The sequence below is a fragment of the Jiangella anatolica genome (assembly GCF_003236295.1).
GTDB classification, from domain to species: domain Bacteria; phylum Actinomycetota; class Actinomycetes; order Jiangellales; family Jiangellaceae; genus Jiangella; species Jiangella anatolica.
The window spans coordinates 53,441-76,072 of the sequence record NZ_POTW01000007.1 but is presented as its reverse complement, the minus strand read 5'-3'; the positions used below and the strand labels follow the sequence as shown (position 1 = coordinate 76,072).

20 protein-coding genes are annotated in these 22,632 nt (G+C 73.0%); 11 read left to right on the top strand and 9 right to left on the bottom strand.

All coding sequences use genetic code 11. The features are described 5' to 3' along the window. Positions 1-136 precede the first annotated feature (136 nt). Positions 137-2,047 (top strand): alpha/beta hydrolase family protein, encoded by a 1,911-nt coding sequence (locus C1I92_RS04415; protein WP_111253457.1) that lies wholly within the window; start codon positions 137-139, stop codon positions 2,045-2,047. Here the strand turns inward: C1I92_RS04415 and pcaC are convergent. Genes pcaC through pcaH form a run of 5 tightly spaced genes read right to left on the bottom strand, consistent with a single transcriptional unit; the run spans position 2,003 to position 5,619 of the window. Further along, positions 2,003-2,398 (bottom strand): 4-carboxymuconolactone decarboxylase, encoded by a 396-nt coding sequence (pcaC, locus tag C1I92_RS04410; protein ID WP_111253456.1) that lies wholly within the window; start codon positions 2,396-2,398, stop codon positions 2,003-2,005. The two genes, C1I92_RS04415 and pcaC, sit on opposite strands and share 45 nt — an antisense overlap. Further along, positions 2,395-3,171 carry an alpha/beta fold hydrolase gene (locus C1I92_RS04405; protein WP_111253455.1) on the bottom strand — a complete coding sequence of 259 codons (777 nt, stop codon included), beginning with the start codon at positions 3,169-3,171 and terminating at the stop codon, positions 2,395-2,397. Before C1I92_RS04405 ends, pcaC begins: the two co-directional genes overlap by 4 nt. After that, positions 3,161-4,336 carry a lyase family protein gene (locus C1I92_RS04400; RefSeq protein ID WP_199520947.1) on the bottom strand — a complete coding sequence of 392 codons (1,176 nt, stop codon included), beginning with the start codon at positions 4,334-4,336 and terminating at the stop codon, positions 3,161-3,163. Before C1I92_RS04400 ends, C1I92_RS04405 begins: the two co-directional genes overlap by 11 nt. Continuing rightward, positions 4,326-4,880, bottom strand: coding sequence for a protocatechuate 3,4-dioxygenase subunit alpha (gene pcaG, locus C1I92_RS04395; protein WP_111253453.1), 555 nt, complete (start codon positions 4,878-4,880; stop codon positions 4,326-4,328). Before pcaG ends, C1I92_RS04400 begins: the two co-directional genes overlap by 11 nt. Further along, a complete protein-coding gene (gene pcaH / locus C1I92_RS04390; protein WP_111253452.1) occupies positions 4,873-5,619 on the bottom strand; it encodes a protocatechuate 3,4-dioxygenase subunit beta in 747 nt (248 codons plus the stop codon). Before pcaH ends, pcaG begins: the two co-directional genes overlap by 8 nt. Positions 5,620-5,990: 371 nt before the next feature. Between pcaH and C1I92_RS04385 the strand changes: the two genes are divergently transcribed. Continuing rightward, positions 5,991-8,615 (top strand): glycoside hydrolase family 78 protein, encoded by a 2,625-nt coding sequence (locus tag C1I92_RS04385; protein ID WP_111253451.1) that lies wholly within the window; start codon positions 5,991-5,993, stop codon positions 8,613-8,615. 6 nt (positions 8,616-8,621) lie between these two features. Here C1I92_RS04385 and C1I92_RS04380 read toward each other — a convergent pair whose 3' ends face one another. Both C1I92_RS04380 and C1I92_RS04375 read right to left on the bottom strand, forming a co-directional pair. Continuing rightward, on the bottom strand, positions 8,622-9,434 hold the full coding sequence (locus C1I92_RS04380) for a helix-turn-helix transcriptional regulator (protein WP_111253450.1): 813 nt from the start codon (positions 9,432-9,434) through the stop codon (positions 8,622-8,624). A gap of 107 nt (positions 9,435-9,541) precedes the next feature. Further along, positions 9,542-10,450, bottom strand: a complete 909-nt coding sequence (locus C1I92_RS04375) for an AraC family transcriptional regulator (RefSeq protein ID WP_111253449.1) — start codon at positions 10,448-10,450, stop codon at positions 9,542-9,544. 101 nt (positions 10,451-10,551) lie between these two features. Between C1I92_RS04375 and C1I92_RS04370 the strand changes: the two genes are divergently transcribed. From C1I92_RS04370 to C1I92_RS04360, 3 genes are all read left to right on the top strand, one after another. Then, entirely contained in the window at positions 10,552-11,343 is a 792-nt protein-coding gene (locus C1I92_RS04370) for a phytanoyl-CoA dioxygenase family protein (RefSeq protein ID WP_111253448.1), read from the top strand. Positions 11,344-11,597: 254 nt separating this feature from the next. Beyond that, positions 11,598-11,969 carry a hypothetical protein gene (locus C1I92_RS04365; RefSeq protein WP_111253447.1) on the top strand — a complete coding sequence of 124 codons (372 nt, stop codon included), beginning with the start codon at positions 11,598-11,600 and terminating at the stop codon, positions 11,967-11,969. Further along, positions 11,929-12,405, top strand: a complete 477-nt coding sequence (locus C1I92_RS04360) for a hypothetical protein (protein ID WP_111253446.1) — start codon at positions 11,929-11,931, stop codon at positions 12,403-12,405. The genes C1I92_RS04365 and C1I92_RS04360 overlap by 41 nt, the downstream gene beginning before the upstream one ends. Before the next feature lie 83 nt (positions 12,406-12,488). Here C1I92_RS04360 and C1I92_RS04355 read toward each other — a convergent pair whose 3' ends face one another. Next, complete coding sequence (locus tag C1I92_RS04355) at positions 12,489-15,803, bottom strand: sugar-binding protein (RefSeq protein ID WP_146605016.1); 3,315 nt, start codon at positions 15,801-15,803, stop codon at positions 12,489-12,491. 11 nt (positions 15,804-15,814) lie between these two features. Further along, on the bottom strand, positions 15,815-17,521 hold the full coding sequence (locus C1I92_RS04350; protein WP_111253444.1) for a right-handed parallel beta-helix repeat-containing protein: 1,707 nt from the start codon (positions 17,519-17,521) through the stop codon (positions 15,815-15,817). A 180-nt stretch (positions 17,522-17,701) separates the two neighbouring features. On the opposite strand from C1I92_RS04350, the gene C1I92_RS04345 reads away from it, so the two are divergent. The 6 genes from C1I92_RS04345 to C1I92_RS04320 all read left to right on the top strand — a co-directional run bounded on the left by C1I92_RS04345 (position 17,702) and on the right by C1I92_RS04320 (position 22,582). Beyond that, the gene (locus C1I92_RS04345) at positions 17,702-18,202 is read left to right on the top strand and encodes a hypothetical protein (RefSeq protein WP_111253443.1); all 501 of its coding nucleotides are present in this window, start codon (positions 17,702-17,704) and stop codon (positions 18,200-18,202) included. After that, positions 18,199-18,651, top strand: a complete 453-nt coding sequence (locus tag C1I92_RS04340) for a hypothetical protein (protein WP_111253442.1) — start codon at positions 18,199-18,201, stop codon at positions 18,649-18,651. Before C1I92_RS04345 ends, C1I92_RS04340 begins: the two co-directional genes overlap by 4 nt. Then, a complete protein-coding gene (locus C1I92_RS04335; protein WP_111253441.1) occupies positions 18,648-19,865 on the top strand; it encodes an alpha/beta hydrolase family protein in 1,218 nt (405 codons plus the stop codon). The genes C1I92_RS04340 and C1I92_RS04335 overlap by 4 nt, the downstream gene beginning before the upstream one ends. 256 nt (positions 19,866-20,121) lie before the next feature. Next, positions 20,122-20,787: an RraA family protein gene (locus tag C1I92_RS04330; RefSeq protein ID WP_199520946.1), complete on the top strand. Its 666-nt coding sequence runs from the start codon at positions 20,122-20,124 to the stop codon at positions 20,785-20,787. 11 nt (positions 20,788-20,798) lie between these two features. Next, positions 20,799-21,512 carry an SDR family oxidoreductase gene (locus C1I92_RS04325; RefSeq protein ID WP_111253439.1) on the top strand — a complete coding sequence of 238 codons (714 nt, stop codon included), beginning with the start codon at positions 20,799-20,801 and terminating at the stop codon, positions 21,510-21,512. After that, the gene (locus C1I92_RS04320) at positions 21,509-22,582 is read left to right on the top strand and encodes a glycoside hydrolase family 88 protein (protein WP_111253438.1); all 1,074 of its coding nucleotides are present in this window, start codon (positions 21,509-21,511) and stop codon (positions 22,580-22,582) included. Before C1I92_RS04325 ends, C1I92_RS04320 begins: the two co-directional genes overlap by 4 nt. Positions 22,583-22,632: the final 50 nt, after the last annotated feature.

Sequence of the window (22,632 nt, the reverse complement as noted above, 5' to 3'; positions counted from 1 at the left end):
GACGGCGTGATCGTCATCGGCGCCTGAACGGACGGCACGCATGGCAACCGCGCGGCAACGCATTGACCGTCGTTGCCGCCGGACCGCATGCTCACCGCGACCAGGCAGGTACGTGGGTAGGCAAGGAGGCCGATTCATGACCACCATCGACCGACGTCAGCTCCTTCGCGGCGCCGCAGTGTCCGCCGTCGCCGCCGCCGTGGCGCCGGCCGCGCTGGCCACCTCGGCCGCGGCAGCGGGACGCGGCGGAGCCCTCGGCCCGGCCGGGCCGTTGGACGGCCGGCCGTTCCCCGAGTACGACTACACGCGCGCCAACAAGCTGCCGCGCGAGATGACCGGCTACTGGGAGAAGACGTTCGACGTCGGCGGCGTGACGCGCACGGCGAAGGCCTACATCTCGCCGGAGACGCCGATCCGCTCCTACTACACGGTGATCGCGGTGCCCGACGGCGTCGACACCGGCGACTTCCTGCGCCGGTCCGGCTGGCGCGACGTCGCCGACGAGCGCGAGGAGGGCCTGTTCGTCCTCGAGCCAGGCGCCGGCGGCTGGGGCGACGCCGCCGCGGAGCTCGCCTACGTCGAGGCGGCGATGGGCTTCTACGAGTCCAACCGCTACTTCTCGATCTTCGGCGAGCACTACCTCGCCGGCTACGGCGCGGGCGCGCCGGCGCTGGAGGCGTGGGCCGTCGCGCACCCGCTGCGGGTCATCGGCCAGGTGTACCTGGACTCCCCCGGCCTGCCCGCGGACTACCTCGGCGCTCACGCCGGCATCGAGTTCGACGGCACCACGGCGCCGACCTACACCACCGTCGTCTTCCCCGACGGCTTCGACCTGATCCGCCACGACGAGGTCGTGCTGCCGACGTGGTACGTCAACCCGGGTGCGACGGCGGCGGCCAGCCTCGCCTACTGGAAGGTCGCCAACGACGTCGCCGGCCACGGCGAGCGCGACGGCACGCTCGGCACCGTGTTCCGGCAGCGGCACACGTCCGGACGCTGGATGACGTCACACGCCGGCCCGATCTCCCAGGTCGCGGTGCGGCCCCGGCCGCTGGAGCACGCCGAGCCGCACACCACGGACCGCGTCGTCGCCTTCCTTACCCGGTACACCCGCTACGAGAACTTCTTCGCCTACGGCAACCAGCTCTACGAACGCGCCGACTACAAGCGGCTGGGCGTCGAGGTCCGCACGATGACGGTCGAGGGCCAGCTCCGCGAGTACCTCGTCCACGTGCCCCGCAGCGCCCGCCGGATCTGGCGCGGCAAGGCGCCGGTCGTGTTCGTCTGGCCCGGCAACAGCCAGACCGACAAGGTGTTCATGGACGCCGCGCAGTGGTGGGACGTGGCCGAGCGCGAGGGCTGCGTCGTCGTCATCGTGTGCGAGCAGTACAGCAACACCTCGATCTCGGTGAGCCACCGCGACTCCAACGCCTTCTTCCGGCAGCTGCGCGACCTCATGATCCGCGAGTACCCGGTCGATCCGGCCCGGTTCTACTCCACCGGCCAGTCCGCCGGCAGCGGCGTGACGCAGAACTTCGCCATCGCCTTCCCGGCGTACTTCGCCGCCGTCGCGTCGACGTCGTTCACCGTCGCGCCCGACGCGGCCGGCACTGTGACGCTCGACGGCGTCGCCTACCCCGCCAGCCACCGGCCCATCCCGAACTACCAGATCTACGGCTACGGCGACCTCGGGTTCCTCGAGGGCGGCCTGTGGGACGACATCGACAACCGGCTCGACGGCTGGGCGCGGTACCACCTGGCGGCCAACGGCCTCACGCTGGCCGACGTCGACACCGTCGACGGCGTGCTCGACGGCTGGCACGACCGGTACCAGACGTGGACGTGGCACGCCGCCGGCACGACGGTGCCGGTGCTCAAGCTGACCAAGAACAACTACCGCTCGCACAACACCACCCCGGAGGAGACGCCGCTGCTGTGGGACTTCCTGCGCCACTACAGCCTCGAGCCCGGCGCCGGCGGCGGCGTCCGCTACTACAGCCCGTCAGGCTTCCGGCGGGTCGATGACCGGGTCCGCCTCGAGGGTTGACGCGGCGATCGCGAAGGCGTGGTTGGCGGCCGGCACACCGCAGTAGACGGCGCACTGCAGGATCACCTCGCCGATCTCGTCGGCCGTCAGCCCGTTGCGCCGCGCCGCCGCCACGTGCATCGCCAGCTCGTCCCAGTGGCCGTGCGCGATCAGCGCCGTCAGCGTGATCGCGCTGCGCATGCGCCGGTCCAGGCCCGGCCGGGTCCAGATCTCGCCCCACGCGTAGCGGGTGATCAGCGACTGGAAGTCCGCGGTGAAGGCGGTCGTGGCGGTGACGGCCCGGTCGACATGGGCGTCGCCGAGGACCTCGCGGCGGACCCGCATCCCGGCGGCGTGGCGGTCGTCGGTCATGGTGTCGCCTCCCTGGTGAGCAGCAGTCCGGCGAGCAGGCCAGCCATCGCGTCGGGGACCTCGGCCGGCGGGAGGTGGCCGCAGCCCGGCAGCACCCGGACCGCGGTCGCCGGGATCCGCTCGGCCGCGGCGGGCGGCACGACGGGGTCGTGCTCGCCGGCGACGACGTGCAGCGGGACGGCGCCGGCTCCGTCGCTCCCGCTGCGGTCGAACGCGGCGAGCGCCTCGCAGGCCCAGGCGTAGGACCATCGGTCGGCCTGTGCGAGCGACGTCAGCAGCGCACCGGCCGTCGACGGGTCCCGCTCGGTGAAGTCCGGCGCGAACCAGCGCCGAGCCGACGACTCGACCATGACCGGGGTCCCGGCCCGCCGCACCAGCGCGGCCCGTTCGTGCCAGCTCGCGGGCTCGCCGATCCGCGGCGCCGACGCGACGGCCACCAGCAGGCCGAACGGCTCCGGCCGGGTCGCGAGCTCGAACGCCACCGCGCCGCCGAGCGACACCCCGGCGTAGGCGACGGGGCGGCCGGCGGCCCGCTCGACCGCTGCCGCGCGCACCGCGTCGGCCAGCTCGGCGACCGTGAACGGCCCGGCCGCGGGCCGGCTCGACCCGTGTCCGGGCAGGTCCCACCCGATGACGTCGAACCGGTCCGCGAGCAGGCGGGCGCAGCGGTCCCAGAGCGCCGCCACCGACGTCCCCAGCGATGGGCCGACGACGAGCAGCGGGCGGCCGTTCTCCGCGCCGCCGAGCCGCGTCAGGGCCAGCTCAGGCGTCATCGTCGCGGCCCTCCTCGTAGCGGCGGAGCACCTCGTCGACGAGGCTCCCGCTCACGCCGGTCGATTCCGCCGGGTCGCCGGCGGTCTCCGCGCGCCGCCGCATCGCGTCGTCGTTCACGCGCAGGCCGCCCGCCAGCTCGGCGGCCTGCGCCGCGGCGACGACGGTGAGCTCCAGGAGCCGACGCAGCGCCGGCCATTCGGCGTGCCAGGCGCCGTCGGGCCGCTGGTCGACGGCACGGGTGGCGGCCAGGTGCAGCTGGGCCGCGAGCGGCGGCGCCTGCAGCGCGGCGGCGTTCACCAGCACCCCGAGCACCGGGTTGCGCTTGTGCGGCATGGCCGAGGAGCGGCCGCGCCCGGTGACGGCGCCCTCGGCGACCTCACCGATCTCGGGCCGGCCGAGCGTGAGCACGTCGGCGGCGAACACGCCGAGCGCGTCGCAGGTCTCCGTCAGCGCGTCGCCCAGCCGGGTCACCGGCGCGCGGCGGGTGTGCCACGGCAGCCCCGGCCAGCGCAGGCCGAGCTGCCGGGCGAACGCGGCGGCCGTCGCGACCGGGTCGGCGACGACGGCGCCCGCCCGGGCCAGCGTCCCGGCGGCGCCGCCGCACTGGACCGGCTGCTCGCGGCGGACGGCGTCGAGGCGGCCGGCAGCGTCGAGGATCGCGGCCAGCCACTGCGCCGCCGTCAGCCCGAAGGTGACGGGGACGGCGTGCTGGGTGAGCGTGCGCCCGGCCATCGGCGTCGAGCGGTGCTCCCGGGCCAGCCGGGCCAGCGCCGCGGCCGTCCGCCCGAGGTCGGCACGGATCCGGCCGAGCGCCGCGCGGGCCAGCAACTGCAACGCCGTGTCGAGCACGTCCTGGCTGGTCAGACCCGTGTGCACGACGGTGGCGGCGCCAGGGTCAGCGACCCGGTCACGCAGCGCCGTCACCAGCGGCAGCACCGGGTTGCCGGCGTCCTCCACGTCGGCCGGGTCGAGCACCGGCGTCCACCCGGCGACGGCGCCGGCCACCGCCTCGGCCTGCGCGGCCGTCGCGCCGCCGGTCTCGTGCAGCGCCCGCGTCCACGCCACCTCGACGCTCAGCATCGCCCGCACCAGCGCCGCGTCGTCGAGCAGGCCGTCGGCCCGCAGGGCGCCGGGGACCAGGAGGCCGCCCACGTCAGCCCCCATGGCCGGGGAAGGTGAGGAAGACGGTCTCGGCGTCGCCCTGCAGGTGGATGTCGAAGCGCAGGCCGCCGTCGTCGTCCCGCCGCGCGATCAGGCCGGCCCGCTCGGCCGGGTCCAGCCGGTCCAGCAGCGGGTCGCCGGCCGCGTGCTCGGGCAGGTAGACGCGGGTGAACAGGCGGTTCAGCAGCCCACGCGCGAAGACGGTGACGGCGAAGAACGCCGGTCCGCCCGGGCGGACCGGCGCCGGCTCGACGGTGCTGAACCAGTAGTGGCCGGTGCGGTCGGTGCTGCTGCGGCCCCAGCCGGTGAACGCGGCGCCGGGCCGGTGCAACGAGCCCTCCACCCTGGGGACGACGCCGGCCGGGTCGGCCTGCCGGATCTCCACCAGGGCGTCCGGCGCGCCCAGGCCGGCGCCGTCGTACACGTACCCATGTAGCCGGATCGAGCCCATGCTGCCCGGGGGGACGAGCTCGCGGTCCTGGGCGTAGGGCAGCGCCTCGTGGAAGAACGGGCCGATCGTCTGCCCCGGCGTGGCCGGCTCAGTCATCGTGGTCCTCCGGCTCCAGGTAGGTGGCGTGGCCGCCGGTGAGCACGATGTCCCAGCGGTAGCCCAGCAGCCACTCGGGCTCGGACAGGTCGTGGTCGTAGCCGGCCACCAGCCGCTCGCGCGCCGCGGGGTCGGTGATCGACTGGTAGATCGGGTCCAGCGGGAACAGCGGGTCGCCGGGGAAGTACATCTGCGTGATCAGCCGCTGGGTGAAGTCGGTCCCGAACAGCGAGAAGTGGATGTGCGCCGGCCGCCAGGCGTTGCGGTGGTTGCGCCACGGGTAGGCGCCGGGCTTGATCGTGGTGAACGCGTAGCCGCCGTCGTCGTCGGTGAGGCAGCGGCCGAGACCGGTGAAGTGCGGGTCGACCGGCGCGGGATGACGGTCGCGCTGGTGGACGTACCGGCCGGCCGCGTTGGCCTGCCAGATCTCGACCAGCTGCCGGCGGACCGGCCGCCCATCGCCGTCGAGCACGCGGCCGCGCACCAGGATCCGCTCGCCGATCGGCTCGCCGCCGCTCTGGATGGTGAGGTCGGCCTCCAGCGGGTCGACGTCGGAGTGCCCGAACACCGGCGCGACCAGCTCGGCCCCCTCGGGGTCGACGGGCCGCGGGCGCTTGGTGGGATGGCGCAGCAGCGAGCTGCGGTAGGGCGGGAAGTCCAGCCGCGGCTGCGGCTCCCCCACCTGCGCGGCGTCGTGGATCGCCACGATCTCCGCGCTGATCTCGCGCTGCTCCGTCACGCCAGCGACGCTAAGGAGCGCCGGCTCCGGGGGTCAATCGCCGGCTTCCACTGAGTGGAGGTCTCACGGGGTGAGATCGACCCGACTCCGACCTCGACCTCCTGGTCGAACTCGAGCCGTCCACGACGGTGGCCGACATCATCGACCGGGACGAGGACCTGTCCGACCTCCTCGGCTGCCCGTCATCCGCCTCGCCTCCGATCTCGAGCGCCTCAGTGAGTCCTGACGCACGCGCAGGAACTGCGACAGGCACTCGCCGGCGAGATCGGCGCCGCACGAGCAGCACCCGACGCGGAGCGGGAGCGGTGACCGTCGCCCCAACCCACCACCCGGCTTGACCGATCGCGATTGAAACGATTCGATATGACGTCATGACGGTCGAGTCGGTGCGGTTCGAGCACCATCGGGAGCCCTTCGGAATCGGTGAGTCGCAGCCGCGGCTGTCCTGGCTGGTCGGCACCGACGTGCCCGGCTGGCGGCAGACGGCGTACGAGGTCGAGATGACCGGCGACGACGACGCGGACGGCGCGTGGTCGTCCGGCCGGGTCGAGGGCGACGAGTCGGTGCTGGTCGCGTGGCCGGCCGCGCCGCTGCGGTCGCGGGAGCGGCGCCGGGTCCGGGTCCGGGTGTGGGGCGGCGACGACGCGGAGCCGTCGGCCTGGAGCGAGTGGCACGCCGTCGAGGCGGGGCTGCTCGACGCCGGGGACTGGACGGCGGAGCTGATCGGGCCGGACTGGGACGAGGAGCCGGGCCGGTCGCATCCGCCGGTGCTGTTCCGGCGCGAGTTCGATCTGCCGGCACCCGTCGCGCACGCCCGGCTCTACACCACCGCCCACGGCCTCTACGAGCTCGAGCTCAACGGCGGCGTCGTCGGCGACCACGTGCTCGCGCCCGGCTGGACCAGCTACCACCACCGGCTGCGCTACCACACCTACGACGTCACCGAGCTGCTGCGCGAGGGGCTGAACGCGCTCGGCGCCACCGTCGCCGAGGGCTGGTACCGCGGCCGGCTGACGTGGAACTCCAAGCGCGACGTCTACGGCGACCGCGCCGGGCTGCTGGCCCAGCTCGAGGTCCGGCTGACCGACGGCAGCACCGTCGTCGTCGGCACCGACGAGACCTGGCGGTGCGCCACCGGGCCGATCCTCGAGGCGAGCCTGTACGACGGGGAGAGCTACGACGCGCGGCGGGAGCGGCCCGGCTGGTCCGCGCCCGGGTACGACGACGCCGGCTGGAGCGGCAGCCGCCGCGCGCCGATCGATCGGACCCGCCTGGTCGCGCCGACCGGGCCGCCGGTGCGCCGCACCCAGGAGCTGCGCCCGGCCGCCGTCCTGACCTCGCCGTCGGGACGCACCATCGTCGACTTCGGACAGAACCTGGTGGGCTGGGTCCGGCTGCGGGTCACCGGAGCCGCCGGGCAGACGATCACGCTGCGCCATGCCGAGGTGCTGGAGAACGACGAGCTGGGCGTGCGCCCGCTGCGCACGGCCCGGGCCACCGACAGCTACACGCTGGCCGGGCGGCCGGAGGGCGAGGAGTGGGAGCCGCGGTTCACGTTCCACGGGTTCCGCTACGCCGAGGTCGAGGGCTGGCCGGGCCGGCTGACGGCGGACGACGTGACCGCGATCGTCGTGCACACCGACGTCGAGCGCACCGGCTGGTTCGAGGCGTCCGAGCCGCTGCTGGAGAAACTGCACGAGAACGTGGCCTGGAGCCTGCGCGGCAACCTGGTCGACGTCCCCACGGACTGTCCGCAGCGCGACGAGCGCCTGGGCTGGACCGGCGACATCCAGGTCTTCGCGCCGGCCGCGAGCTTCCTGTTCGACTGCGCCGGTCCGCTCACGTCCTGGCTGCGCGACCTCGCGGCCGAACAGCTCGCCTCGCCCGACGGGCTGCCGCCGGTGGTCGTCCCGAACGTGCTCGACGGCAAGCAGAACGCCGCGGCCTGGGGCGACGCCACCGTCATCGTGCCGTGGGTGCTGCACCAGCGCTTCGGCGACTGGCAGCTGCTGCGCGACCAGTTCCCGAGCATGACGGCCTGGGTCGATGGCATCGCCGAGCGAAGGAGCGAGAACGGCATCTGGGACGTCGACTGGCAGTACGGCGACTGGCTCGACCCCAGCGCGCCGCCGGACGACCCGGCCGCCGCGCGCACCGACCCGGCGCTGGTGGCGACGGCCTACCTGGCCCGGTCGGCGACGCTCCTCGCCGAGATCGCCGCCCTGATCGGCGAGAACGCGGCGGCGGACCGGTACGCCGCGCTGGCCGCGCGGGTGCGCCGGGCGTTCGCCGCCGAGTTCGTCACGCCCAGCGGCCGGCTGGCCGGCGACACCCAGACCGGGTTCGCGCTGGCGCTGCAGTTCGCGCTGCTGGAGACGCCCGAGCAGCGCGAGCGCGCCGGGCGCCGGCTGGCCGAGCTGGTGCACGACGGCCGCTACCGCATCGCCACCGGCTTCGTCGGCACGCCGCTCATCGCCGACGCCCTGTGCACGGCCGGCGCGACGCAGCTGGCGTACCGGCTGCTGCTGGAGACGTCGTGCCCGTCCTTCCTCTACCCCGTGACCATGGGCGCGACGACCATCTGGGAGCGCTGGGACAGCATGCTGCCCGACGGCAGTGTCAACCCCGGCGAGATGACGTCGTTCAACCACTACGCGCTCGGCGCCGTCGCCGACTGGCTGCACCGCACCGTCGCAGGGCTCGCCCCCGGCGCGCCGGGCTACCGTCACCTCGTCGTCGCGCCGCGGCCGGGCGGCGACCTGACCAGCGCCGGCGCCACGCACCGGACGCCGTACGGCCGCGCCTCGGTGCGGTGGCGCCAGGACGACGGCGCCTTCGCGCTCGACGTCGACGTGCCGCCGAACTGCACCGCCACCGTGTCACTGCCCGACGGCGCCGTGCACGAGGTGGGCGCCGGCCGGCACCGGTACGAGGTGCGCCACCAGCCGGCGCCGTATCCGCCGGTGGTGCCACGCCCGGAGCACGTCCAGCTCTGAGCGCCCTCAGCGCCGGGTGAGCTCGGACGGGTTGCGGCCGTCGATCTTCTTGAACAGCCGGCTGAAGTAGTAGATGTCGGCGAACCCGACCCGGGTCGCGGCCTGCGTGACGTTGCACTCGCCGCTGAGCATGAACTCCTTCGCCTTGGCGATCTTGATGCGGTGCTGGTACTCCTTCGCCGTCAGGCCGGTGAACTGCTTGAACAGCGCGCGGAAGTGCGACGGGCTGAGCCCGGCGCGGTGCGCGAGGTCGGTGACGGCGTAGGTCTGCCGGTAGTTGGCCCGCATCAGCTCGATGACGGTGATCAGCTCGCGGGCGTGCGGGCTGTCCAGGTGCGGCAGCGTCTGCTGCCGGATCAGCTCGTGCAGGATCGTCATCGTGATCGCCCGGCAGCGGATGAGGTAGCCGGGCTTGCGCTGCGTCCAGGCGAGGTGCAGCTCGGCGAAGTGGGCCGACAGCCGGCTGGCGAACGAGCCGCGGTTCAGGTGGTCGACGACGGCCAGCTGCTCGTCGAGGTTCCCGGCGCCCGCGACGGCGTCGAACGCGACCGACAGGAAGGACCACGGGCGGTCCTCGTCGGCGTGCCCGGAGTGCGCCATGCCCTTCGGGAAGAACAGCACGTCGCCCTCGCGGACCAGCAGGTCCTCGCGGCCGGCGAACCGGTAGTGCGCCAGCCCGGACGTCGCGTAGGCGAGGATGTACGAGCTGCTGTTCACCATCGACGTCACGCCCCAGTCGGGGTCCGGCTCGCGCTGGATGACGTAGTCGATGTCGGTGACGACGAAGTCGAAGTAGTCCGCGTAGGTGTCAGTGGCCATGGACTGCCTCCTCTCGGCAGATCACGTCGACGGCTCAGCGTTTCGTGCAAACGCCTGGCCCGCAGTGTATGGCGCGAGCCCACCACGTATCCGGCACACGAGCCTGTTCACACCGCTGCGCCTGGTGGACTGATGGCCGAGTCGCCCTGAGTGCCGGCGCCGCGGCGCCGGTACTCCGACGGTGACAGCCCGGCCAGCGCGCGGAACCGCCGGGCGAAGTAGGTGGGGTCGTCCCAGCCGACGCTGGCGCCGACCCGGCCGGCCGGCAGGTCGGTGTGGGCGAGCAGGACGGCGGCGCGCTCGGCCCGGATCCTGGCCAGGTAGCCCAGCGGCGTCACGCCCATGTGCTTGCGGAACAGCCGGCCGAGGTAGGCCGGGTCCACGCTCGCCGCCGCGGCGAGGTCCTCCAGCCGCCAGGCCTGCTCCGGCGCGGCCTCCAGCCTCGACACGGTGGCAGCGACCGCCGCGTGCACGGCCGGCGCGCGCGCCTCGTCCGCGCGATCGTCCGCCCGCCGGCCGTCGGCGAGGATGCCGAGCACCGTGGCGACGTGCCCGAACACCCGTCCCTCGACGGGCCGGCCGCTGGCGAGGTCGCGCTCCAGCGCCTCGATGACGGCGAGCGCGTCGCCGGCCTCGGCGCGGCCCACGGACGTCACCACGAGGCCGTGCGCTCCCGCGGCGACCGGCTCGGTCCACAGCAGCCGGTGGAACATCGGGACGTCGAGCAGCGCGGCCAACTCGTGCCGCAGCGCCTGCGCCGAGATGCAGCAGTTGCCGACGACGAGGTCGCGGCAGCGCCGGAAGCCGTGCCACGCGCCGGGCCGCAGCACGATCACGTCGCCGTACCGCACCGGCCGCTCCCCCTGGCTGGTCACGTGCCGCCCACGCCCGGGGCCGACGACGGCGATCTCGACGAAGTCGTGCACGTGCGGCTCGACGTCCGCGGAGAGCCGGTGGATGCCGCCGAGCACGGCACTGCCGGCGAACAGCGAGTGCTCGTGGAGGGTCGCCAGCATGTCGGTATCGTACTAGCGCTGGTCGTGATCGGGCTAGCCGCTCGAGTGCGTGCCGGGCCACTCTGGATGGGCGAGGTTCACCGCATCCACGGAGGTCAGATATGAGCAGCACCACCATCGACGAACCCAGCTCCGACGTCGACGCCGACGGCCGAGTGCCGGAGCAGCTCGTCGCCGAGTACCGCGAGAACGGGTTCGTCCGAATCCGCGGGGTGCTGGACGCCGCCGAGGTGGCCCGGTTCCGGGCGGCCGCGGAGACGTACCTCGAGGCGCACCGCGCCGAGAGCCTGGAACAGCAGGGCGCGTTCAGCCAGCTGGTCAACGTCTGGCAGCACGACGAGACGCTGCGCGACCTGAGCTTCCACCGGCGGCTGGGCCGGGTCGCCGAACAGCTGGCGGGCTTCCCGCTGCGGCTGTGGCACGACCAGATGCTGGTCAAGGAGCCGCACAACGGCGTCGCCACGGAGTTCCACCAGGACCGCCCGTTCTGGCCGCACGCCAACGACCGGCTCTCGCTGTCGGCCTGGGTCGCGCTGGTCGACGTGCCGCCGGAGCGTGGCTGCATGACGTTCCTGCCGAAGACACAGCACCTCGCCGACCTGCGCCGGCAGGACCTGCACGAGGAGGACGACCTGTTCGAGGCCGACCCGTCGCTGCGGTGGCTGCCCCGGGTCACGATCCCGCTGCGCGCCGGCGACTGCACGTTCCACAGCAGCCGGACCGGGCACATGGCGCTGCCCAACAGCACCGACCAGGCGCGGCTGGCACACGTCAACATCTACATGGACGAGGCCACCACGTACTCCGGCACCGCGCACCCCGTCACCGATCCGCTCGGCCTGACCGAGGGCGACCGCCTCGACGACGACCGGTTCCCTCGTCCCTGGGGCTGAACCGGCCCGGCGATTCGTCCAAACCCGTGGCGCTCGGTGCATGGCCCCGGCGCCCACGCGATCGGCAGATTGAACGACGTGACCGAACCTGAATGGAAGGCCGAGCTGGCCGCGTGGGCGTCGGGGTACTGCGACCGCTTCGCCCGTGAGGACGACGCCCAGGGCGTGATGATGGGCGGCAGCATCGCCCGCGGGCAGCAGTGGGCCCACTCCGATCTGGAGCTGGGCTACTGCTGCCCGCCGGCGGCACGCCGGTGGACTACTTCGCCACCGACACCGGGCGCGGCGTCGAGCGGATCCCGCTCGATCGGGCGGAGCTGGAACGCGACCTCGCCTCGATCGACGGCGGCGACCGCACGCCGATCGCGTCCTGGCCCATCCAGCTCTACCGCGGCCGCGTGCTGCACGACCCGACCGGCCTGCTCGGCCGGTTCGTCGCCCTGTTCGACGAGCACCTGTTCTCGCCGGAGATCGTCGCACTCAAGATCGCCCGCGGGCTGGAGTCCTACCGTGAGCACGCCGCCCGGGTGACGGCGGAGGCGGCGGCCGGGCGGCCGGGCGGCACTGGCGTGGCTGCGCTCGGCGATGAACGACCTCGTCCTCGTCCAGTACTGGACCCGCCGTGAGCTGCCGCGCAGCCAGAACCGGACCGACTCGCGGCTGCGTGACCTCAGCGAACGCCACGGCCTGGGCGACTTCTATCAGCTCTATCGCAACGTCTTCGGACTGGACTCGGCGGCCGCCGCGATCGCGCAGGACTGGCCGCTCGTCCGCGACGAGGTGCTGGCCATCGCGGCCACCTGGCAGGGCGGCGCCGGCGAGTTCTTCGAGCAGGCCGTGGACAGCACGTTCTCGTGGGGCGAGGACGGCGGGATCATCGCCGTGTACCGCATGTACATCCCGATCATCGGCGGCTCCGACGGCCTGCTCGCCCGCCTCGACGACGACGCGTGGGCCGACGCGAACGAGCCCCTGCTGCGCTTCCTCGCCCTCGCCGAGGCGCCGGTCGACGCGCTGTTCGCCCGCGTGGAGCCCGCGGCGGCGGACCTTCGTCTGCCATGAAGTCGATCATGGAGAAGTCGGGCTTCCCAGCCTCGAGATGCCCGACTTCTCCATGATCAACGGCGAGGTCGGCCAACCCCCGGTCAGGACGCCGGGAGCAGGCGCACGGGCTTGAACTCGGCCGGATCCTTCGTGGTGCCGATGCCGCTGCCCCACTCGATGTACCCCGTCCGGCCGGCGCCGTCGTTCTCGTTGAGCAGCAGTGACAGGCTCATCAGCCCGTCACTGGGCCGCACGGTCGGGATCTCCGTCCACGGCAGCGCCAGCTCGTACACCGTCGTCCGGGTGGCCTCGTCCCGGCGGCCCGCCACCTGCGCCGCCGGCACCAGGCCGACCGGCACGCCCGTCCCGCGGCGCCGGTACAGCTGCCCCGACGTGCCGGTGAGCGCAAGGTCGTACTCCTCCCAGGTGCCCGACTCCCCCGGCAGGCCGGGCGCCAGGCTGAACTGGAAGCCGTCGCCCTGCCAGGTGTTCGCCCCGGTGAACGGCTGCACGTGCGTGTCATCGGTGATCCGGGCCGACAGATAGAGGTTCTCGTCGTCCCAGGTCATGGTGACGTCGCCGCTGAGGTCGTCCGGGCCCTCCCAGGTGCCGACGTTCACCCGCGCGTCCTCGACGAGGTCGATGGACGGGAGGCCGGTGAGGTCGTCGGGGACGCCGTCGACGGTGATGGAGTGCTCGGCGAAGTCGGTGACGGAGGCCTGGTCGAGCACGGCGATGCGGCCGTGCAGGACGCGTTCCGTGCCCCCGCGGTACCGGATCCGCAGCTCGTAGTCGTGGTCGCCGGCGCCGAGACCCCGCAGCGGGATCTCGAACTCCCGCGTCTCCCCCGCCGGGATCGTCCCCTCCAGGTCGACGGCGCCGCGCTTCGGCCCGGCCGTCCAGCGGACCAGCACCGGGTGCAGGTCCGCGTCAGTGGGGTTCTGGATCGCCAGGCGCAACGCCTCGCCCCCGTCGGTGGTGAACGCGTGCCGGGCGGTCACCTCGTCCTGGTCGGTGGTGATCAAGGTCGTCGACCGTGACGTCGATTCGCCGCCGAACGAGCCCTGGAACGTCATGGGCGATCGCTTGTTCAGGACGACGTCGGCCGTGGCGCTGATCTGGAACTGCAGCGTCACCTTGCCCTGGGCCGGGATCGTGACGGTGCGGACGGGGTCGGCGACGGCCCAGCCGTCCTGCGGCGTGCCTGTGATCGTCCCCGTGACCTCCGCGTCGTTGAAGTTGTAGACGTCCAGCGACATGGTGGTCGGCGCGTCGATCGGCAGCCCGTAGCCGTTCTCGCGGGCGTTCGCGCTGACGGCGGCCGGGTAGTGCTGGGTCAGCACGACCCGGTCCGCGGTGCCGAACGTGACCTCGTCCGGGACCGGCACCGGCGCCGGCGCCTCGCTGGTGTCCACGGGCACGTCGCCGGTCACCCGCAGGTAGACGGGGTCCGGGCCGACGTCGACGGTGAAGCCGGCGGCCGACGCCGTGACGGCATGGGACTCCCCGACGACGTTCGTCAGCTTCCCGCCGGACTGGTCCAGGTCGAGCGTCAGCGTATGGGCCGAGTCCGCCCACAGCACCAGCACCGAGTCCGCGCCGTCGCCGAAGACGTGGCCGGTCACGCCGGCCGGCAGGCCCGGCACCCGGCCGACATAGCGACCCTCGCCGAGCGCCGCCGTCATGGCCGCCTCCGCTGTGTAGCCGGCGTACGGGGTGAACGTCGTGGGCTCGAACAGGCCCCACTGGCCGGTGCCCTCGTCGTAGGGCGCGCCGAGGAACACGAAGTGCTTGTCGGTGCCCTGCGCGATGGACGTCACCGTCCACGCCACCTGGTAGCGGGCCAGCCCGCGCTGCTCCTCCGCCGTCATCGGCCGGCCGCTGGTGCCGGGGAACTTCAGGCCCGCCTCGGTCAGCCAGCCCGCCGTGTCGCCCGGGTCGTACGGCGCCATGACGTCGAGATAGGGCCGCACCCCGACGGGTAACGGCGTCGGCTGCGTGTCCGCGTCGTACAGCTGGTGCAGGTGGTAGTTGTAGATGTCTGCGTAATCGAGCACGTCGTTGCGCAGCATCAGGTCGACCCACGGGTTGGGCAGCCGCCCGGCCATCCCGGCCACGGACACCAGCGGGTTCGCGCCGGAGTCCTGGTAGCCGATCGCGGCCGCCTTGAGCACGGCGGCGTACTGGTCGGCCGTCTCCGTCGTCGCGGTCCAGCCGCCGGCGTTGACCTCGTTGAGGACCTCCCACGCCTGTATCCGGCCCTCGAAGTGGTCGCCGGAAACCCTGGCGAACTCGTACGCGGCGTCGAGCTGGTTCGGCAGCTGCTTGCCCGGCTGGCGTGTCCATTCCGGCGCCGTGCTGACGTCGCCGAGCACCTTGATGTCGGTGCCGGCCAGCGCCGTCACCCACCCGTCGGTGTTCGTCTTGGTGAAGTCGAAAGCGCCCGGCGCGGTGTTGACGGCGAACCAGCCGAGCCGGTCGCGGATCCAGCTGACGCCGGACAGGTCCAGGGCGCGCGCGTAGGCGCCCCACTTCTCCTTCGGCACGCGCCAGGCCCCGGCGACGTCCATCGCGAACGGCGAGTCGGCCGGCTTGACGCGCTCACCGTCCGGCAGGACGACCGACGCGTTGGTGGTGACGGGCGCGGCGCCGGTCAGTTGCGCGGTGACGGAGTAGTGGCCGATGTCCAGCACGCCCGCGTCGAACGCCACGGACTCCGCGCCCGCCGGCACCGGCACGGTGCCCTGCGCGACGGTGGCCGACCAGTAGTCCTGGACGGTGTAGCTCAGCTCGGTCGCCTCGGGCGCGGCCGCGTTGAGCGCGACGGTGAAGGCGGCCGTGGCGCCCTCCTCGAACACGTTCAGCGGGGCGTGGTCGGCGGTGATCGAGGCGACCTGCAGGTCGATGGGGGTCAGCGCCAGCGAGTCGAGGTACATGACGTACCGGCCGCCGCTGGGCCGGGCCTGGTTCACCCGGAACGTGATCGTGTTGGCGCCGGCCTCGAGGTGGACGGTGCGCACGTGGAACCGCCACACCTCGGTCGTGATCTGGCCGTACTGGACCGCGCCGGCGGCCGGCTCGAACGCACCGTCGTTGATCTTGACGTCGTACGGGGACGCCCAGTTCACACCTGAAGGCGGCGTGCTGGCGACGTCGAGCTGGTACAGCCCGCTCTCCGGCACGGTGACGTCATACCGGGCGGTGTGGTCGGTGGGCGGGGTGGTGACGGCCGCCCACAGGTTGAGCGATTTCCCACCACTCAACGCCGCATTGGCGGTGACACCGGGCGTGAACGTCGTCGCCGCGGCGGCCTCGCCCTCGACGGCGACGACGCCGTCAGCGGCCGTGGCGGGGCCGGGCAGGACGACGAGCGCGAGCAGCATCGCCACCGCGATGGCGAGATGCCGACGAATCATGATCATTCTCCTCACAGGTAGCCGATCGCCGGGGACCAGTTGACGGTGTCGCCGCCGTTCGCGCCGGAGGTGCCGGAGTCGACGACGAACCTGATCACGTCGCCCGCGGCGACCTGCAGGCTGGACACCGCCGTCGGCTTCCCGGCCAGGTCCCCGGCGCCGACGGTGATGGGCCCCAGAACCACGGTGTTGGCGCCATTGCCGGTCGTCCTCAGCACGTGGACCCGGACGCCGTCGCCGACGCTCGAACTCATGGCGACCTGCCCGGTGATCGCGACGGTCCCGGTCGCCGGGGCGGTCCAGGACCGCGCGACCCGGGCCGACGTGCCGCCGGCGGGCGCCAGGTTCCACTGGTTGATCATCGGCAGCCCGTCGGCGGCACGTCGCCACCCCTGCGCCGCCGAGATGTAGGTCAACGGCGACCAGGTGACGCTGGCATCGGTCGAGTACTCGTATCGCCAGCCCTGATAGCCCTGGGCGTTCGTGTAGTCGCGGGCCGCGTACCAGACGCGGTCGCTGGTGACCGGGCCCGGGTTCGCGCCCTGCCCGCCGATGACGAAGCCGGCGAACGTCGTGCCGTCGGCCCGCGTCAGGCTCGTGCCCTGCCACAGGTTGCGGTCGATGGTTCCGGTCGACGTCGACAGCGTGCCGTACTTGTAGATCGAGTCCCCGGTGCCGTTGAGCGCCATCGCGTTCGCGTCGACCACCACGCCGGCGTGGTCGCCGGCCGGCGACTGGTGGATGTTGAGCACCTCGACGCTCCACCGCGGGTGACCGCCGAGGTAGTTCCCCCGGACGGCGACGTTGGACGCGCCGGCCTGGAACACGATGCCGGACTGGTCGGGCGACGCCGTCTGGGCGGTGTTGACGATGATGTTGTTCAGCAGTGTCGAGTCGGCGACGTGGCCTACGTAGACACCGGTCGTGCCCGCCGGTGCGTGGCACCCGCCCGCGTAGCTGATCAGCGAGTTGGTGACGATCAGGTCGGTCGCGCTCTGCAACGCCAGCGAGTCGCGGCAGTCGCGCTCCGGCGCCGGCGCACCGTCGTCGTGGTGCAGGTTCACCTTGCTGATCAGGGCGCCGCGGATGAATGACGCCGGCGTCGTGCCGCTGCCCAGTGCGATGGACGTCTCGTTGTGCGTGCCCTCGACGCCGGTGATCACGACGTCGTCGATCCCCGCCGACGCCGCACCGGTGACCGCGATGCCGAGCCGGTTGTGGTGGACGTACAGATTGCTCAGGGTCAGGCCGAAGCGCCTCTCGGCGGGATACACCACCTGGACGCCCGCGTCGAGCTTGTTCGCCCCGGCGCCGTCGATCTCCAGGTCCTTGATCACCCAGTGCGACCCGTCGGTGACCCGGATGCCGTAGCCGCTGTTGGCGGTGTCGTTGTTGGTGATCTTCGGCTTGGCGCCGGCGCCGAAGGCGCCGAGGGTGATCGGCTCGGCCGCGGTGCCCGACCCCTCCAGGTCGAGCCACTGGTCCCAGATCACGCCACGGGCCAGCAGGATCGAGTCGCCCGGGCCGAAGGCGCCGTGGCTGTTGACGGGGGTGAAGGTGCACCAGGGCGTCGTGGCGTTGCCCGGCCCGGAGTCGCTGCAGGCGGGGTTCGTCCTGTCGACGTAGTACGTGGTGCCGGCGGCGGTGGCCGGCGGCGCGGCGAGCACGGCGCCGGCGACCAGAACCGCGGCCGCCAGCAGACCTCGGGTGATCTTCATCGATCGTCCTCCCCTTCGTGCAGGGCATCGGCACGCAGACATTTCGCCGATGGGTCTGGGGAGTATCGCAAAGGTGACAAAGCTGTGGACATGTCCAAGCTGCCGAGCTTTTGCACGAATCGCTGAGCATCCGGCCGGGCTCTGGAACCTCCCGCGGCGGCCCGCCTACGGTGGGCGGCCATGCCGATCCCCGACCTGTCGCCCACGTTCGAGCGCCTCGACGCACCGGGCGCCGGGCGCGCCGCCTGGCAGCTCACCACCGGCGACGCGTTCTGCTATCCGCTCTACTACTTCGTGCCGTCGACCTTCGACCGCTACCTTGTCCACCACCGGGCCGACGCCACCGGGGTCCAGCTCTGGCGGCTCGACCTCGGCACCGGCGAGTCCGTCCAGCTGACCCACGCGACCGGCGACGACACGCACTGGCGGCCGTGGTGCGTCCCGGCCGGTCCGAGCGTGCTGGACCACCGCAGCGCGATCGACCCGGTGCGCGGCGAGGTGATCTACTTCGACGGGGCGCAGGCCCGCGCCGTGGACATCCGCGCCCGTTCCACCACGTCCATCCGCTCGGCGCCGGCCGCCTCGTGTTCTCCAGCCTGGCGACGGAGCGCAGCATCCTCGTCACCGATCTGCGGGGCGGCGGCTACCGCCATCTGCGCACCCAGGACGATGCGGGCATGACGTGTCACTACTGCGCGACCGACGCCGGCATCGCCTACGAGGTGCGCGGCGACGGCCGCGACCACGGCGGTCTGCTCGACCCGGACACCGGCGCCCGCGTCGAGTTCGCGCTGCCGGCCGACGGCGACACGCACGTCGGGTTCGACCCGGCCGGCGCGCTGTGGCTGTACGAGAGCCTGGGCGCCGATCGCGCGCACCGCCGGTTGCGGGCGCTGCTGCGCTACCGCGGCCCGGCCGACACCGACTGGCTGGACCTGACCGGCGACTGGCCGGTATACGGCGCCGGCCAGAAGGCGCACCACCACGCCCGGGTGCTGCCCGGCCGCCGGCACCTGCTCGTCACCGCCGGCGACCCGCGCACGCGCACGAACCACGTCTTCGCGATCGACGTCGCCGACCTGGCCGAGCACCGCAGCGTCACACGCGCCGACGCCGGGAGCCGGCCGTGACCGCCGACCTCTTCGCCGGCTACGACCGGCGCTTCCGCCGAGCTCTCGACACGGCGCCGGAGCGGCGCCCATGGGTCGACGACGAGCGGATGAGCATCCTCGCGGCGGCCCGGCGCTGCCTGGGCCTCGACCCGCAGCTGGTGCCGTCGCTCGAGGTGCGGACGGGCCAGGTCGGCGAGACGGCCGGCGAGGCCTGGACGACCGAGCACCTCCAGGCGACGTCCTGGCCCGGCGTGTGGTGCGCCGCTGATCTCTACCTCCCCCAAGTGAACGGGCCGGCGCCGGCGGTGATCCTGGCCTGCGGCCATGCCGACGGCGCCAAGCGCGCCCCGGCCTACCGCGCGCTCGCCGGGCTCCTGGCCAGGCAGGGCGTCGCCGTCCTGGTCAGCGACAACCTCGGGCAGGGCGAGCGAGCGGCGATGGGACACCAGGAGGTCCCGGGTGTCTTTGCGTGCGACCTCTCGTTGCAGGGGCTGATCGTCATGGAGACCATGGCATGGCTGCGGTGGCTGCGGGCCGACCCGCGGATCGACCGGGCCCGGATCGGACTCGTCGGCAACTCCGGCGGCGGCCTGCTGTCGCTGCTGGCCGGGGCGCTGTGCCGCGACGATCTGGCGGTCGTGTCGTCGTCGGGCTTCCCGAGCAGGTTCACGTTCGTCGCCCGGAAGGAGAAGCAGCTCTGCCACTGCACGCTGCTGCCCGGCATCGTCGGTGAGCTCGAGATGTGGCAGCTCTACGGCAGCATCGCGCCCACGCCCCTGCTGCTCTTCCAGGGGCGCGACGACCACTTCTTCCCTGAAGACCTGTTCTGGGAGACCGCGCGCCGGACCTTCACCGCCTTCGACCGGGCGGGCGCGGCCGGCCGATTCGCAGCGGAGGTGCTGCCCGGCGGGCACGGATGGGACGCCCGCCGGCGACGCTTGCTGGCCCGCTTCGTCTGCGCACACCTCGGCGTGTTGTGGCAGGAGACGGTGACCGACCCGCCGCAGCCGCCGCTGCCCGCATGCCTCCCGGCCTGGCCGCGAGCCGCCCTCACCACGGAGCAGCTGGCCAGGCGCCTGTCCGGGTGCGACCGCGAGGCCGCGGACCTGGCCGACGTGTTCCCCAGCGACGTGCCGTCGGAGCCCGTGCCGCTGCTGAGGGGCGACCCGCGGCTGATCGCCGCCCAGTACGAGGCGTTCCTGCGGGACGGCTTGGCCGTCAGCCTGCGCTGATCCAGCACAATGACGCATTCGCACCGCCTCGCTCGTGAACCGGCCGCGCGTCCTCCGCACCGCTGGCGACCTGGTAGTTCACCCGTTTACGGAGACGTCGCACACGGCGTGCCGCTGCGGCGCGGCTCGGCGATTCGTGCAAATACTCGGTGCCACGTCCATGGTCGCGCCGCCCGGGCGGCGCACATACTGACGGTCGCGAACCGACACCTGGAGGACATCTGATGGACACCCCCGCGACTCACGGGAGCAGCTGTTGACCACGCCTCTCATCCCCGACGACGAGCTGCTCCAGCGGTACGTGCAGCTGTTCACCGGCGCGGTCAACGACGTGCTCCGCGGCCGCGGGCTGGTCGACCAGACACTGCCGCACGACATCCGCCCGCTGCGCGACGAGATGAAGCTGGCCGGGTTCGCGTTCACCGTCGCGGGCGAGAAGGACCGCGGCGGGGTCAACGACATGCCCGAGCGCGCCGCGATGCTCGAGTCGATCCGGCCCGGCGCGGTCTGCGTCTGGGACACCGGCCGCGACGACGAGTCGGCGCAGTGGGGTGAGGTGATGACCATGGCCGCGCGCCGCCAGGGCTGCCGGGGCGCCGTCATCGACGGCGGCGTCCGCGACACCGACCGCGTGCTCTCCCAGGACTTCCCCGTCTTCAGCCGGTATCGCAGCTCCAGCGGCATGCTCGGCCGATTCCGGATCACCGGCTGGCAGCACTCGATCAGCATCGGCGGCGTCGTGATCGAGCCGGGCGACCTGCTCTTCGGCGACATCGACGGCGTCATCGTCGTGCCGGCCGAGCTGGCGGTGCCGGTGCTGCTCGAGGCCGAGCGGATCAAGCACGACGAGGTCGGCATCAAGCAGCTGATCGAGGACGGTTCCACTCCACGCGACGTCGTCGACCGCGGCGGCTACTTCTGAAGGGCACGGGCATGGCTGACCTCACCGATCGGGTCGTCGTCGTCACCGGCGCAGCCGGCGGCATCGGCTCCGCGCTGGCGCGCCGGCTGCACGTCGCCGGTGCGCGCCTGGTGCTCACCTCCCGCGACGCCGGCCGGCTGGCCGCGCTCACGGACGAGCTGGCCGGCGACGGCGACGGCGACCGCGTCACCGCGGTCCCGGCCGACCTCGCCGACGCGGCGCAGGTGGCCCGGCTCTACGAGGAGGTCGGCCGCCGCACGGGACACGTCGACGCGCTGGTCAACCTCGCCGGGCGGTCGATCCCCGGCGAGGTCGCCGACACCGACGTCGAGGACTACCTCGCCGTCTGGCACTCCAACGTCACCTCGGCGTTCCTCAGCAGCAAGCACGTGCTCCCACTGATGAAGCCGCAGTCGGGCGCGCAGGTGGTCAACGTCAGCTCGCTGGCCGGCCGCCGGCCCAACGCGACCGCGCCGCTGTACTGCACCGCGAAGGCGGCCCTGGACATGTTCACCCGCGCGTTCGGGCTGCAGGTCCGCGAGCGCGGCATCCGGGTCACGACGCTCGCGCCGGGCGGCGTCGACACGCCGTTCTGGGGCGACCGCCCGGTCGACCGGTCCGCGCTCATGACGGCCGACGACGTCGTCGACGCGGTCGAGTTCGTGCTCCGCACGCCGGCCCGGGTGCAGATCAGCAGCATCGAGCTCGAGGCTTTCGGCCGATGACCACCATGCGACCGCTGACCGCCGCCGTCGGCCTCTACGACCACTACGAGAGCATCGCCGAGGTCAAGCACTACTACGGGCTGCTGGCGATCTACGGCCTGGCGCGCGCCGCCGCGGCGGGGGGCGACGAGGAGCTGTGGGCGCGGACGGAGAAGATCCTGCGCCGCTTCCCCGACGAGGTCGAGCACCCGCACTACAACTTCCCCAGCTACCGCATCGGGGGGATCCCGCAGGCGTACCTGCTGGCCCAGGGCCGGATGTCCGACCGCGCCGACCTGGTCCGCGAGTACGCCGAGGAGATGATGACCGCGCCGCGCGACCGCGCCGGCCTGGTCGTCATGCCGGCCGAGCCCGCGGCGGAGCTGATCTGGATCGACGCCGCCATGGCCACCGCGCCGTACCTGCTCCACTCCGGGCTGGCGCTGGAGGACGAGCGCTACCTCGACGAGGCGGTCCGCCAGGCCGTCGGCCTGCACGACGCGCTCATCGACCACAGCTGCGGGCTGCTGCACCAGTGCCGGAACTTCGTCGCGCCGGACCGGTTCTCGCAGGACCACTGGAGCCGCGGCAACGGCTGGGGCTACCTCGCGCTGGCCGAGCTGGTCGACGGCCTGCCGGCCAGCTCGCAGCACCGCGAGGAGGTGGTCCGGCGCTTCGTCGCGCTCTCCTACGCGCTACTGCCGCACCAGTCGCATCGCGGGCTGTGGCGCCAGGAGATCCCGCACCCGCTGGCCTACGAGGAGACCTCGGGCTCGGCGCTCATCCTCTACGGCATCGGCGTCGGGCTGCGCGCCGGTGTCCTCGACGCCGGCGACTTCGGCTCGGCGTTCCGCCGCGGCATCGGCGCGCTGACCTCGATCTGCGTCAACCCGGACTTCTCGACCGAGTTCAGCTGCCCGGGCTGTCTGTGCCCGGGGACGGGCCCCCGGAAGGGCACCGTGCAGTCGTACATGACGCTGCTCCCCCACCGCGACGAGCCGCACAGCTTCGGGCCGCTGCTGCTCGCGCTCACCGAGGCGCACCGGCACGGCGTCACCGCCGTCGAACTGCGTCCCGGCCGCTACGGCTGAGCCGTCCCGGCCCCGGCACCGCCAGCTTCGCTTCATTCGTCATCTCAGGA

Bases quoted from the DNA above. Each gene is read 5' to 3' on its own strand.
- C1I92_RS04350 (WP_111253444.1), bottom strand. From the start codon at position 17,521: ATGAAGATCACCCGAGGTCTGCTGGCGGCCGCGGTTCTGGTCGCCGGC.
- C1I92_RS04375 (WP_111253449.1), bottom strand. From the start codon at position 10,450: ATGCTGGCGACCCTCCACGAGCACTCGCTGTTCGCCGGCAGTGCCGTG.
- C1I92_RS04415 (WP_111253457.1), top strand. From the start codon at position 137: ATGACCACCATCGACCGACGTCAGCTCCTTCGCGGCGCCGCAGTGTCC.
- C1I92_RS04325 (WP_111253439.1), top strand. From the start codon at position 20,799: ATGGCTGACCTCACCGATCGGGTCGTCGTCGTCACCGGCGCAGCCGGC.
- C1I92_RS04345 (WP_111253443.1), top strand. From the start codon at position 17,702: ATGCCGATCCCCGACCTGTCGCCCACGTTCGAGCGCCTCGACGCACCG.
- C1I92_RS04320 (WP_111253438.1), top strand. From the start codon at position 21,509: ATGACCACCATGCGACCGCTGACCGCCGCCGTCGGCCTCTACGACCAC.
- C1I92_RS04400 (WP_199520947.1), bottom strand. From the start codon at position 4,336: ATGGGGGCTGACGTGGGCGGCCTCCTGGTCCCCGGCGCCCTGCGGGCC.
- C1I92_RS04360 (WP_111253446.1), top strand. From the start codon at position 11,929: ATGAACGACCTCGTCCTCGTCCAGTACTGGACCCGCCGTGAGCTGCCG.
- C1I92_RS04370 (WP_111253448.1), top strand. From the start codon at position 10,552: ATGAGCAGCACCACCATCGACGAACCCAGCTCCGACGTCGACGCCGAC.
- C1I92_RS04340 (WP_111253442.1), top strand. From the start codon at position 18,199: ATGACGTGTCACTACTGCGCGACCGACGCCGGCATCGCCTACGAGGTG.
- pcaC (WP_111253456.1), bottom strand. From the start codon at position 2,398: ATGACCGACGACCGCCACGCCGCCGGGATGCGGGTCCGCCGCGAGGTC.
- C1I92_RS04405 (WP_111253455.1), bottom strand. From the start codon at position 3,171: ATGACGCCTGAGCTGGCCCTGACGCGGCTCGGCGGCGCGGAGAACGGC.
- C1I92_RS04385 (WP_111253451.1), top strand. From the start codon at position 5,991: ATGACGGTCGAGTCGGTGCGGTTCGAGCACCATCGGGAGCCCTTCGGA.
- C1I92_RS04355 (WP_146605016.1), bottom strand. From the start codon at position 15,803: ATGATTCGTCGGCATCTCGCCATCGCGGTGGCGATGCTGCTCGCGCTC.
- pcaG (WP_111253453.1), bottom strand. From the start codon at position 4,880: ATGACTGAGCCGGCCACGCCGGGGCAGACGATCGGCCCGTTCTTCCAC.
- C1I92_RS04380 (WP_111253450.1), bottom strand. From the start codon at position 9,434: ATGGCCACTGACACCTACGCGGACTACTTCGACTTCGTCGTCACCGAC.